4 protein-coding genes are annotated in these 14,374 nt (G+C 66.2%); 2 read left to right on the plus strand and 2 right to left on the minus strand.

The genetic code is table 11. The features are described 5' to 3' along the window. Positions 1 to 45 precede the first annotated feature (45 nt). A complete protein-coding gene (locus tag NG898_RS17510) occupies positions 46 to 11,340 on the plus strand; it encodes an LWXIA domain-containing protein (RefSeq protein WP_252693636.1) in 11,295 nt (3,764 codons plus the stop codon). 116 nt (positions 11,341 to 11,456) lie between these two features. On the opposite strand, the gene NG898_RS17515 is transcribed toward NG898_RS17510, so the two are convergent. Continuing rightward, on the minus strand, positions 11,457 to 12,317 hold the full coding sequence (locus tag NG898_RS17515) for an alpha/beta hydrolase (protein WP_252693637.1): 861 nt from the start codon (positions 12,315 to 12,317) through the stop codon (positions 11,457 to 11,459). A 381-nt stretch (positions 12,318 to 12,698) separates the two neighbouring features. Between NG898_RS17515 and NG898_RS17520 the strand changes: the two genes are divergently transcribed. Continuing rightward, positions 12,699 to 13,358 (plus strand): carbonic anhydrase, encoded by a 660-nt coding sequence (locus NG898_RS17520; RefSeq protein ID WP_252693638.1) that lies wholly within the window; start codon positions 12,699 to 12,701, stop codon positions 13,356 to 13,358. Between the two features lie 76 nt (positions 13,359 to 13,434). On the opposite strand, the gene NG898_RS17525 is transcribed toward NG898_RS17520, so the two are convergent. Next, a complete protein-coding gene (locus NG898_RS17525) occupies positions 13,435 to 14,367 on the minus strand; it encodes a TIGR01777 family oxidoreductase (protein WP_252693639.1) in 933 nt (310 codons plus the stop codon). Positions 14,368 to 14,374: the final 7 nt, after the last annotated feature.

Below are 14,374 nucleotides of genomic sequence, written 5' to 3' on the forward strand. Positions count from 1 at the left end.
GCGGCAATCATGGGCGAGTGCTCGTAGTCTGCCCAGGAGAACCGTATGCTCAGAGCCATCGACGGCGGTGGTGGCGTCCCGACGCCGCCCCAACCCATCCAACCGCCGCCGCCCCCCAGTGCGCGCGATGTGTCCGATGCCGAGACGGCCCTGAAGAATGCGCTCCAGGGCAAGGCACCCGACGATACGGCGGCGCTGAAGGCTGCCATTGAGAAAATTCAGCAGACGCAGCCCTCAGTCAGCAGAGATGCGCTTGCGCGGGCCGCCATCCTGCTGCAGGCCGCGCACAACAAGTCGGCACCGGCGACGCCGCAACCCAAGGTCGACTCGCTCAAGCAGGCCGCCAGCCAGGTCGGCCTCACGCACGTGTTCGACAACACGACGCTGGACAGCGCCACGCAGTCGCTGTCCGACAAACCGCTGGCAACTGACCAGGCCCCGCCCATGCAAGCCGTGACACTGCAAGACGCACGGGCCGCCATTCAGGCGGGGCTGGACGGCGGCATGACAGAGGCCGAAGCCGTCAACGCGGCGCGTGCCCAGCTTGGCGGCAGCGAACAAAACGAGACAGTCCTGAGCGAAGCCGCCCTGACCATCGCAGCCGAAAAAGCCGTGGCAGACGGCAAGGTCCCGGCCGATGCCGACCCCATCCAGAATGCTGCCAAGCAGGACGTCTGGCTCGGCATTTTCTCCAAACCCACCATCGACAACGTGGTGAAGGCGCTGCACGTCGAGCTCAAGCCGGCCGCCAACCTGGACGACACCGTCAAGGCCACCCAGACCGCCTTCGAGACCTGGCAGAAGGACAAGGCCGCCAATGCCGACGCGGCCACGCTGGCGCGCGACAAGCAGGCCTATCACACCGCCCTTTCCGATGAACTGAACGCCGCTGCCGGCCAGCCCGACAGCCAGTGGCGTGCCGATCCACTCCAGACCGATCGGCGCTTGCTTGCCGAGCGCCTGGTCGCGCAACGCAACAGCGCCGCAAGTGGCACGCAAGGTCCTCCTCCCACCGCCAGCGTGCTGAACGACCTGCACGCCGCTGAGATCGTCGACGCCGCGCAGGCCGCGCGTGCATCGGGCGGTGCCGACGGCAACCTCAAGGCAGCGCAGGCGCTTACCCAGCAGTTGCGCGGCGTGGCCAACACCGACCCGCTTTACGCGAGCGTCATGGACGACGCACGCACGCAAGACATCCAGTCTGGCGCGCTGCAGGACATCACCCACGCCAGCGGCAAGAACCCGCACGACACGCTGGTGGCAGAAGGCAACGCGCTATCGCGCTACAAGGACACGGTGCTGTACAAGGACCTTGTCAACTCGGCGCTGAACGCCGGCATCACGCACGACAACATTACAAAGGTGGGCACGCCAGGTGAGCTGCGCGACATCGCGGCGCTGCTCGAAGACGTGCAGCGTGCCTCGCCAGAACTGGCGCAAGCGCTCTACACCCAAAACCTGCAAGGCAAGATCGACAGCAAGATCAAAGCGGGCGACCCCGAGGTCTACGCGCCCTCCATGCAAACGCTGGACAAGCGCGACGATTACTACGGCCCCATCAGCCGCATCGTCAACGCGCTGGGCGGTCCGAAGAGCGACGGCGCAGCCCATGTCATGGGCAGCCTGCGGTCCTTCCTCTACAACGCGCAGGCCGATCAGGATCGCTACAAGGAAAACGGCTACACACCGCCCAGCACACCGTTCGACACGCTGGGCCTGGCCAAGGCCAACAATGCATCGATGGCGCCGTACCAGACCATCATCGATGAAGACCCGAACGGTGCGCTGTCGAAAACGCTGCAGAAGCACACCGGCCTGAAGCCATCGCCGCCAACGGTGCCGGTCGGGCCGGACGATGCGGCCCATCTGTCCAAGGCCCAGGCGGCGCTGAACAAGGCACTGGGCAGCGGCACGGCCGATGCGGCCGGTCTGCAGAAGGCGCTCGATGCCGCGCGTAACGACAAAGCAAATGCCGACATCAGCAACCAGACATGGGCCCAGGCCGCGGTGCTGGCACGTGCCCAGGCGGTGACCGTTGCACGGCAACAGGACAACACCGGCGACAAGACAGGGGACAAGGCCGGGCAGCCCCAAACCCCCAGCGACCCCATCGACCAGGCCACCAAGGACGTCGACGGCGATCAGCTTTTTACCGAACAGGACCTGCAGGACGGCGTGAACGCCCTGCGCACGGGCAACGTGGCGGCAACGCCGGATGCCAAAACGCCCGACACGCAGCGCGACGGCGCCCAGCCCGACACCACCGCCCATCTGGGCCAACTGGTGGCCAGCGGCATGACGATGCCCGAGGCCATTGCAGCCACGCGAGCCTGGCTCGGCGGCAACGAACAAAACGAGGCGATGCTGACGCAATCCGCACTGACGGTGGCTGCGCAGCAACATCTGGAGGACTACTACCAAGACCCGACAAAGGACCCCGTCGATGCCGGGGCCCAGGACCTGGCCAAGCTAAACGTGCTGGACCCGGACGTGCTGCGCGTGACGGCTGGCATCATGAAGCAGGACATTCAGCCCGACCAGAAGGCACTGGACGGCGCGGTCACGCAGGCCCGCACCGACTACGCGGCATGGCAGGACGCCAAGGCCAAATCTGACAAAGCGCCCGACAACGCGGACCTCAAAGCCGCTGCCGCGCGCGCCCTGCAGTCGTATCACAACGACCTCGATCAGGCGCTGAACGTAGCCGCCGGCCACAAACCCGAAGATGGCGATTGGCAGCTCAACCCCGACAACGTCGATACCCTGTGGAAAGCGCAGAACGCCGTCACCATGTCCGGCATCGCGCCCGAAATGGAGGCGGCGCGCGGCACCGGCAAGGACTCGCCCGAGTTCAAGCAGCTGCTGACGAGCTTCCAGCAATGGCAGACGGGGCTGGGCGCGCAACAGGTGCTGCACATCGCCGCGCATGCCCTGCAAGCCAACGGCGGCCCGGGCAAGGGCGACGCGGCGGCGGCCAAACGGCTCACGGGCCTGCTCGCCGGCATGCAGTCCGGTGACCCGCTGTTCGACCAGGTCATGGGCGACGCGAGCATCTCCGGCTTGCAGCAGCGCGCGCTGCAATCCATCCTCGACCATGCGCCCATGATGTGCACCGCCGCCAACGACGGCAAGGATTCACCCCAGGGCCGGCTCAGCGCCATGGGCACGTCGCTCGATGTCTACAAGGGCACGATCTTCTACGCGCAACTGCTGGACGACACGATCCAGGCGCCGCAAACGCAGTCACTGTTTCAGCAGAGCGGCGCCCAGGTATTCGGCAAGGGCAAGAAAGACCAGGCCAACGCCGCGGCCGATCAGATGAACGGCGTCGCGCCGGACCTGGCCGCTGCGCTGTACCACAGCCAGTTCCAGGGCAAGCTGGACGTGACTGACCTGAAAGCCATGTCGCGCATTTACGCGGCCGCGGGCGGCGCACGGAACCAGGACATGACCGACCTGCGCAAGCAGATCGAGGGCCTGATGCTCAAGCCCCTCGACAACGGCGGCCTGGGCACCGAATCGGTGGATTCGCGGCTGAACACGACGTACTTCGTCGGCGGCGATGGCATGGCCGTGGTCACCGGGCAGGATTTCGGGCTGAAGGATGTGAAGGACGACAACGTCCCGATGCAGCTCACGCAGGACATCCTCGGCGACAACATCGGCGACGACGTCAGCAAGGAGATCCGGCGCGAGACCGGCTTCAAAGATTCCCCCAAGCCGCCGACGCCGGCCAACGCCGACCCGAACGCGAGCCCGCCGCTGAAGAACGACCTGCACTGGTCACCCGACACCGCAGGCGTGAGCTCGGGCACCACCGCTGGTGTCACGGCCAGCGGCAACACCGTCGGGCTCCCTTGGCAGGACGGCATGCACACCGTCACCAGCCAGGCCCAGGTGTACAACGCCGTCGGTCAGGCATATGGGCTGGACCCGACGTACACGGCACGCTCACTGGACGAGCAGCAAGCCATGGCCGACGGCCAGTTCGCTGAATACAGCGGCAACGAAGTCGTCTACGACCACAAGGGCCACAAGACCACGCTGGCCCAGGTGGCCAGCCAGCTCATGCACGGCGAAGGCGTGAACACGCCAAGCGGCGCCACGCCCGTGGCACTCACCTCGCTGTCGATGCAGTGGTGGGACAACCGCGAGGGCAAGGGCGACGCCAAGCGCCTGGCCATCATGGAGGGCATCGGCACCGACGGGCGCTATATCGACGTGGGCCCGGCCGATACCACCGTGCGCAACGGCTATGGCGACTGGCAATCGCACAGCGGGCTGGACCGCGGCCTGCTGATCGCCCAGCCGCACTGGGTGGTCGATGCCAACGGCAATCTGATGACCGACGACGGTTACTGGAAAACCTACAAGCCCGACGACCACTGGTACAACTGGGAACACCTGAAGACCGATCTGGAGATCGGCCTGACGGTGGCGGCAGGCATCATCACCACGGTCGTGCAACCGGAGACCGCTGCGCTGTGGGCCGTGGTGCTGTCGAACCTGGCGGATGCGTACTTTGCGGTGACGGCCGTGGCAGGGGCGGCACACTCGATCAATGCGCTCTCCACCGCCAAGGGGCGCGACGACCCGTGGAACTGGGTGGGCCTGGGTGCCAACGTGCTGGGCGGTGCAGCCGGCGTAGGCGGGCTCGTGAATCGCACGGCCGTGGCCGCAGCGCGCGTGGGCGCCTACAACGCCGACTTCATGGAGGCGATCAACGCCGTGCGCATCACGCGCGGCGCCAGCGCGGAAGATGCCGCGCGCATCAGCCTGCTCAATGACAATCGCTGGGCCTTGCGCCCGTTCCAGAACAACCTCACCAACGCCGTGCTCAGCCACGCGCTGTATGGGTCGCCCGCGGCAACCGCCAACGCGGCGCAACGGCTAAATGCCGTGTTCGGCGTCACGCGCAATCCGGGCGTCGTCGCAGACCTCACGCAGGGCACGCTGCGCTTGCAGCGGCTGAATGAGGCCATCCCGCTACTCAACCGGGCGGACGTGCTCGCCAGGTTGCCCGCACGCCTGCGTCGGCTGGCCGGGCTGCGGTTCCTGGGCGGCGGCGCCCTCGCCTATCGACTGATGGGTACCGGCGCGCTCAACACCAACCTCGCGGCGATGCTGCACCAGGGGCAGTCGCTCGCGACATCCAACGGCCAGGCCACGGGCGAAGACTGGGTGCAGTTCTTCACCTCGGCGGGACTCATGGGTGCCGGCATGGGCGTGGCGCGCCAGCATGGCGCATCGCAGCGGCAGGCCTACGAGGCGGCGGCGGCCAACCTGGCTGCTTCCGGCATGCGCATGCCGGGCGTGGCGCCCGACCCGGGCAGCACGCCGGTACAACGCGTGGTGCCCGAGCTTGGGCCGCGTGGCGCCGAATCGGCGCTCGAATCGCAGCAGGCGCTGCTTGCCAGGGTGCAGACAGACGGTGCACAGGGTGCGTTGAACAATAACCAGGTGTACCGCCTGTACTCCCGCACGGGCGGCGTCACCGGCCCGGAAGACACCATGCCGGGCGAATTCTATTTCCCCCGCCTGATCGCACTGGCAGAGCAACGCCCCGAAGGGGCCTACGCCATGTCGCAAGACGGCGCCTACATTGACAGCACGATGCCGACGGACGGCCGTGCGCGCACCACGTTCTATCACTTCATGCGCGAAGACGGCCGGGTCGACCCGGACGCCGTCACCGAACGCGTCTACGTCAATGCAAAGACGCAGCATGTGCTTGACGTGCTCGATTTTTTGGTGCGCGGCGTGGTCGACCAGCCCGGCCGCTTTCCGGGCATCTATGCGGCCAAGGCGTCCGGCCCCGACGCCGCCGGCCCGCGCGCCGACAACATCGTCGTGTATGCCACCGATCGCGCGGCCGTCGACCGCGTGGTGGAAGCCCTGCGGCATTACCAGCAGCAGCATCCGGAGCACTTCCACGACACGGTGCCGTCGATGACCGAGGCGCAGCTGCGCGGCGTGTCCACCGCAGCGGAACCGACCCCCGCGATGGTCGACCGGTTGCTCAGCGCCATCGACAGGTTTGCCGCCGGCAACACGCAATTTGGCGCCACCGACATCGGCCGCACGCCCAGCCCGGAACAGAGCTTTGGCGGCATCCGCGCCTACGCGATCTCCTTGGCCCAGCACGACACCGTGCTGGCGCAGCAGGCCGCGGCACAATACGGCGTGCCGTTCGATTACAGCGCCGCGCTGCAGAAGGCCACCAGCCGGCGCTTTGCCGAGATCGGCATCGACCCCGCCAACCCTGCGCGCAACCTCGGCGGCCCCGTGTCACGCCCGGCCGGCTCGCCCGATTACAGCGGCACCGGCACGCAATACGGCCCACACGACGGCACATACCAGACCACGCCGGCTGACCGCGTGACGATGTCGTTTGGCGGCGCACCGCTGCCGCCCAGCGCCCACGCATTGATTGGCGCCTCCGACACGCTCGCGCGCCAATTGCGCCTGCTGCACGACGCCGGCTGGACGGTGCGCCTCGGACACAGCAACCGCGGCTCTGCGGTGGATACCGAGCGCAAGACCATCACGCTTGACGCCAACGCGCCCGACGCCGGCGCGCTGGTCTACACGCTGAGCCATGAGGCCGACCACGCTGTGAAGGCCGAACTCGATCTGCAGGGCCTGCAACACCACAGCGAGGGCAGCTTCGTGCAGACCTTGCTCGCCGGCGAGGCCAGCGCGCAGGGCAACGCGTTCAACGTCCGCGACGAGGTGCTGGCCGCAACCGGTGTAGACATCGGCGCCCGCGCGCAGATGCCGCAGCCCCTGGAACAGGCCTACGCGCAGTGGGATGCGAACAACCCCGAGGCCTACCTGCGCCTGGCGCAGACCATGGCGAGCATGCGCACGTCCGTCGCGCCAGACCAGACCTACGTGCAGTACTACGCCTCGCACTGGAACGGCGGGGCGCCCGGCACACCGCACATGCCGGCGCCGGCGACAGCGTCGGGCGCCCAAAAAGCGGCGCAGGCCGCCGAATGGCTCGATGTGAAAGACTTGCGGTCATTGCGGCACGTGCCCGGCGCCGAGGTGCCCAGGCTGAGCGATCTGGCCAACAAGGCAGGCAGCAACACCGTCCTGATCGCGCTCAAGGGCACCAGCCAGCCGGACGGCACGCCCGTCATCATTGCGACCACGCAACTGCGCGACGACGGCACCTTCGCGCCGCCCCAGGCCGTACGTGGCAGCAACGTCCCCAAGATCGTCAAGCGCGCCGTGCGTGGCGACAACTCAGCCATGCACACCGCACGCAAGGGCGTCGATTTCTACATCAGCCCCGTGTCGTACGAGCGGTTGCAGGCGTTTGGCGGGCCATCGCGCATCAATGGCGATGACGGTTCGCACGTGCTCTCACCTGCGGCCGACAAGATCGACACCGAGGTGGTCGACCACATCCAGCAGCTTGGTGGGGCGAAGCGCTACAAGAGCGTGCAAGAGGCGACCAGCGCCGCGAAGGACGACAACATCATCTACGTCATCGACAAGAAAGGCGGTGCCCCGAAGGGCCATGCCAAGCGCGGTACCGACGGCACTTGGACATACCACGTGGATGCACCGATGGACGGCGCCACCGTGCCCGAACGCAGCCTCGAAGCCGCCTTTGCCAAGCAGCAGACGCGCGGCGCACGCACACTGCGCAGCGCGCCGCGTGGCGTGCGGTTCGTCGTCAGCTCGGTGCAGCCCGAGACGGTGAAGGAACTGGGCGGCTTCCTTGAACCGCGCACGCTGTGGAAGCGAGCCGAATACGGCATGCCGGCCTTCAAGCCGGGCGAAATTGCACAGGCCACCACCACACTGAACCGACAGGCCAACGGCGGCTTCCTGCGCGGGCGCGCTGCGCAGCTTCTGCAATGGCGGCAGCGCACGCTGGAGGAGCCCGTCACCACCGGCACACCGCTGGAAGCCTCCGCTCTGGGCTACGCCAACGCGCGCATGCTGCCCGACACCGACGCCCATGCGCTCGACTACAGCGGACCGAACATCGTCCACCTGCGCGACCTGGTGAAGCAAGGCTGGCTCGAAGCCGGCACGCACTACATCTACGTCTACAAGACAGCCGACAACGCGGGCGAGCTGGGCGCCCATACGCCCACCGGCCGTCTGGAGCCTGATGGCAACGCCCTCACGTGGTATGGCGCCTGGAACAAGGCTGCCGCGCAGCAGAACGGCACCCCGGCCAAGGAACTGGCCGTCGGTCACGACAGCTTTGGCGCGGATACCCACTTCCTGCTCACGCGTCTGCCGCCCGATCAATTCGAGGCATGGCAGCGCAGCGGCACCGGCCTGGATATTGGCGTGTACCAGCCGGTGCTCTCCAGCACCACCACGGTGGCGCTGCCGCCCGATGCGCCCAAGCTGGGCAACCTCACCCGCCCGCTGGACGAGGTCGAGCTGCTGGCCGGAAAGAAGGACGATCCCTATGCCAGCAATGTCGAATTCAAATCGGTCAAGGACCACGCGCCCGAGGTCGTGATGGCCGATGCGCAGCTCTGGCGCAAGATCAAGCTCAAGCTGCGCGTGGCACGCGACGTGGCCGCCAACACCGTGTCGCGCCGCGTGCCCTTCGCGGGCAAACGCATCGCACAGCGGTACTCGGCAGCGGCCACAGGTGACCGGCACATGGTCAACACGTTCCTGCGTTCGGAATTTCCGCTCCAGGCACGGCTAGCGCCGATGGGCCGGGCATATCGCCTGCGCGACGACCCCGCCAAGGCGCTCGCGTTCATCAAAAAAACGGGCGGCGCCATGCCGGTGATCTCCCTCGTGGTCGACCCGTATTCGCTGCGCGCCGCTGTCGGCAAGCGCCAGGACCCGAGCTTCGTGCGCGCCGCCAAGCAGATCGATGAAAGTAACGCCACCATCGACCATAGGAATGCGCAGATCAAATCCGGCAAGGGCGCCGATACGAAGAAGCTGTTCCTCGACGATCTGCACCAGTCGCATCTCGACAAGTGGCTCGACCTGTCGGTGACGACCGGCGTGGTCATCCGCTTCGAATTTGCGCCGTCGCGGCCACACATCGGCCCCAACGACCACTTCACCGCGCGCACCAACGACGCGTACGACAACCACGTACGGCTGTTCTCGATGCTCGAGAAGTGGGGCGCCACCCACCCCGATGCATCGGCGCCGCATGTCATGGTGAGCTTCCATGGATGGGATACGGTGCTCGAGCCCGTGCCGGGCGGCGGCAACGCCAAGCTCGTCGAACAGGTGCTGGAGCGCCCCACGCTGCCCTGGGTGCATATGGGCCTGTCGTATGCCACCAATGGCACCGACGCCATCGCCAACGAACGGCTGAACACCGCTGTGGCCGACATGGTGCTGCGTTTCGAGCAAGACGGCGCGCCCACCCAAGGCCGGCTGCATGGCGACGATGCCCTCACGCGTGTGTTCGAGCGGCCGTCCAAGAGCCAGTACGACGCCCAGAACCAGGTACTGCTGGCCGAGATCGCGCGTCTGGGCAAGCAGAAGTACAACCTGTCGGACAGCGACGTCAACGCGATCATCGACCGCGTTTTCAATGGCAACACGAGCGCGCTCGTCAATCGCGCCCGCGCCACCGAGATCGACTTTGCCAAACCGCTGTGGGAAGCCAAGCGGCGCCTGGGCCCGACAGAAAAACGTGCCAACCAGTTTGCCGACCAATGGACAACTGAGATGGGCGTGGCTGCACGCCCTGCGGGCACCAAGGCGCTGCCGGCATCGGCCAGCAACCCGGCCACTCCCCTGGACCCCTGGAAGGACATGGTGAAAGCAGACGCCCTGTCGGTGGACAACTCTGGCGAGCTACAGAGCGCAGGGCGTGTGGAAACCACGCAGACCGCGCAAAAGGGGCTGGCCGCGCCCAGACAGGCCTCGGCGGAGCTCAATGCGCTTGGCGTGGCGGGCGCCAAGCCCGAGGGTGGCGCGAGCGTGCGAGAAAAGGCGATCGTTGGAGCCTCTGTGGTAGGGGGCATGGGCGCGGTACTGATCGGCATACCGGGCACCGGCGCCGATACGATTTCGCTCGCCAGCAACCCCTCCATGCTGCTGCTGCGGGTCGGCCGCTCGGCGCAGGTGCTGCATCAGGCGACGATGGCGACGATCGAGCGGGCAGACCCGCGCGTCTTCAGTGAGGCCACGCAGACGATGGTCGACCGGCTGGTCAAGGCCTTGCCAAACCACAAGGAAAAGACGGAGCCGGACGACCTGGCAAAGATTGAGGACCGCCTGCGCACCTTCGTTGCCGAAGCCAACTGGAGCGTGCACAACATCTACCAGCGCCTGGGCAATCGGGAAATCACGCGCACGCAATCCAGTGAGGCCACGCAAGCCGTGTCAGCCGATCTGGTCAAACAGATCCAGGCCATCTTCAGCGGCACCGGCCTGCAGCAGGTGCATCTGGGCCACCCGCGCACCAAGCTTGGCTATTGGGGCCGGCAGATCGCCATCGGGGGTTACAGCATGGGCCTCGCCTCGTATGCGCATGCGATGGCGACCAAGGCGTGGACGCTAGCGCACGATTCGGCCATTTGGTACGTACTGCCTACGGGCGGCACAGTGGCGTCGATCGCGTATACCACCGGCGTGCTGCTCGGACGCGGGCGCAACATCGACATCGAGCAGCGCAGCCGCACGGTGCGCGGGCTCGATATCTCGGCAGATACGCTCGCCGCCACCGGCGGCATGCTGCTCGGCGCCGCGCAGATGGTGGGGGGCGACTACGTCAAGGGCGTGCCGATGGTACTGTCGTCGGGCGCGCTCGGCCTCTCACGCTTCAGCTCGCACTTTCCGAATGCGTCGGCGTTTGTCAGCAAGCACAAGATCGCCATCGCGCTGGTGCCACTGTCGGGGTTTGCATTCAACCTGATCAAGCCGCTGTTCATGCAGGACGACAAGAACAAGCGCCCGCCCGGCACATCGGCTGTTACGCCGTCGCCTAGCGCATCACCGAGTGCATCGGCATCGCCTTCGGGGTCACCGTCGCCATCGGTCTCGCCGTCCGCGTCGCTCTCGCCGTCAACCTCGCCTTCGACATCGACCAGCCCGACTGCGCCGTCAACCAGCCAGCCTCCCAGCACACCGGCCACCCCGCAACCCACGCCCACGCATTCCGAATACGTGGTGCAGTCGGGCGATACGCTCAACGGCATTGCAGACCGGTATCGCACGCCGCTGTTGCACGAGGCACACGTCTCCGATGCGCAGCGCCAGGCCATGTCGGATGAGCAGCAGGTCGAGGCAGCCTTGGCGCAGTTGCTGCAGATCAACCCACAGTTCGCACATCGCAATGTCGGACTGATCCACCCGGACGAGCCTATCGTGATCGTGCCGTAAGCCGCGTTGCCGAGTCGGGTTCCCACCGCCCGCAAGGCGACGCGGCCGCCCTATGCCGTCGAGCCGAGATCATCGACGGCATGCGCGCCTGCCAGCCGCAATGCTGCATGGCGCGTTCAGGTGCTGGCCACGAAGCGAGCCACATCGGAAAGCACAGGCCCCAGAAACTGCAGCGGCGAAGCCAGCGCGGCCACAAGCGTTTTATGGTCCAGCCGTGGATAAACCTTGAGCTCCACCGGGTGGCGATACTCCGTCAGACGTTCGGCGAGTGACAGCGTATTTCGCCGGACATCCACGTAGGCATCGTGCTCCCCCGTGAGCAGCAATGCAGGAGGCAACCATCCCTGGCTGACGTGGAACAGCGGCTGGCTATCGGCTGTTTCGTTCGGATGGTTGAACACCGGCTTCACATCAGCCGCCTGAATCGGGAGGAAGTTGTAGGGACCGGCCATGCCGATCCAGCCCGACAGCGTTTCGATGTGCAGACCCTGCGCCGCCAGCCAGCGGCTATCGGTTGCCAACATTGCAGCGTTGTAGGCGCCCGCGCTGTGCCCCGCGACGAACAGGCGCGCGCCGGCATGGCCCTGCCGATCCAGCCACCGCCGCGCGAAAGCCGTGGCGGCTGCGCAGTCCAGCAGGAAGTCTGGGTAGCGCACCTCCGGATACAGCCGGTAATCGGCAACCATCGCAAGCGCCCCAGCCGCAGCCAATGCTTCACCTACGAATGCGTAATCCTTGCGGTCGCCGTCGCGCCAAGACCCGCCATAGAAGAACACAACCGCACGAGGCGGCCCTTCCATCGGGCGGACAGGTCGATAAACGTCCAGCCTTTGGCGTGAGTGTGGGCCGTAGGCCAGACCCAGCGCTGGCAAGCTTGCGTCGGACTTGGACACCGCATTCAGGACATCCAGGGCGGAACACCCGGCAAGGTTCGCCAAGGCGGCTGCCATCCATGCTCGGCGCGTCACACCAGGCATCGACGACCTCCATGCGACACCGAAGCCGAGCGAACACACGGATAGCGGCCAACGCCGCACATGCGTGCTGGGATACGGATCAATTGAAGGCGCATACACGTTCAAGGTGAAGAGAATGGGCTCGACCATATACGCGGGCATGCTCGCGCTGGATGCACTGTCCAGCATGGATCCGCAAAGAGACGACCCATCGGGGCTCCGATCGATGTGCCCTGCGCGGCGATCGACTTCGCTTGCCCCACGGACGTATCCGCGCCATGGCCCTGTGATCCGTACGGAGACATTCTTATTCCGCGCGATATCGACGAAAATAGCGAACGTGCCGGGACGCGCGCCCCCTACGATCGCCCCGGCATTCGATCATTGAACGTGGAGAACGCCATGCGCGACATCATTGACGGTTTCCTGCGCTTTCAGCGCGACATCTATCCGCAACGGATAGAGCTTTTCAAACAACTTGCGACATCACAGAACCCCAAGGCCCTGTTCGTGACCTGCTCGGACAGCCGCGTCGTTCCGGAGCTGCTCACACAACGTGAACCCGGTGAACTGTTTGTCATCCGCAACGCGGGCAACATCGTGCCGTCGTACGGTCCTGAACCGGGCGGCGTGTCTGCAACGGTTGAATATGCGGTGGCTGTGCTGGGCGTGCAGGACATCGTCATCTGCGGCCACTCCGACTGCGGCGCAATGGGCGCGATCTCCCGTTGCACCTGCCTTGACCATCTGCCCGCCGTGGCCAACTGGCTGCGCCACTCCGACTCCGCCAAGGTCATCAACGCCGCGCATACATTCGACTCGCCTCGCGCCAAGCTGGACGGCCTGGTTCGCGAAAACGTGATCGCACAGCTGGCTAACCTGCGCACGCACCCGTCGGTGGCACTGGCGCTGGAACAGGGCCGCATGAATCTGCACGGCTGGGTGTATGACATCGAAACGGGCAGCATCGACGCGCTGGATGGCGCAACGCGCCGCTTTGTGGCGCTGGCAGAATCCCCCACCACGGTAGCGGTTACGTCGCGCAACCTGCGGCAGGCCTGACGAAGATGACCGGAAGCCTTCGGGCACCGGTCGCTACCCGGCAATGCGCTGCGGGCGCGACGCCCGCCGATGGAAATCATTCTGCGGAGCGCCGGGTAGCGGGATGTCTCTCTCGCCCCAACAAGCAACCCAACGCCGCTTCCAGATGAGCAAAGCGAAACGGATAGCCAGCCTCCATGGCCCGCCTGGGCTGCAAGTGTTGGCTGCCCAGCAGCAACACTGACATTTCACTCAGCGCCATCCGCAATGTCCACGCGGGAACAGACAAGAACATTGGCCGGCGCAGCGTAGCAGCCAGCGTGCGGGCAAAGTCCGCGTTGCTGACAAGATGCGGCGCACATGCATTGAAGGCGCCCTGGCAATCCGCGCGGTGCAAGAGGAAGTCGATCAGGCCCACCGCATCGTCCAGATGGATCCACGGCATCCATTGCCGGCCACTGCCGAGACGTCCGCCCAGTCCCATGCTGAATGGCAGACACAGCCTGGGCAACATGCCACCGTCACTTGCAAGCACGGGCGCCGTGCGCAGTAACACGACGCGCATGCCTAACCTTTCTGCGCGGCGGGCTTCGTCTTCCCACGCGACGCAGAGTTGACTGCCAAAGTCGCGCTCGCCAGGGCGGCTGTCTTCATCCAGCGGCTCCTGCCCTCGATCTCCATACCAGCCGGCGGCGGATCCGGAAACAAGCACGCGAGGGCGCTGCTCACAATGGCCCAGCCAATCCACGAGTTCCCGCGTCAGGTCGACGCGGCTGCGCCATAGAACCTTTCGCCGCTGCCCCGTCCATGGGCGATCGGCAATCGGCGCGCCCGCCAGGTTGATGACCGCATCAAAGGGCGCCGCAGCATCCAGCTCTCGCAGCGTTGCGACACCGTGCGCACCGGTGCACAACCGAGATACGCGCTCAGGCGTGCGGCTCCAGACCACCAGATCGTGCCCTTGCGCGTGCCACTGGCGGCAAAGCGCTCGCCCGATCAATCCGGTGCCGCCAGTCAACAAGATGCGCAAGCCAGGT

Origin of the sequence: Ralstonia mojiangensis, from assembly GCF_023955645.1 — a bacterium.
GTDB classification, from domain to species: Bacteria; Pseudomonadota; Gammaproteobacteria; order Burkholderiales; family Burkholderiaceae; genus Ralstonia; species Ralstonia mojiangensis.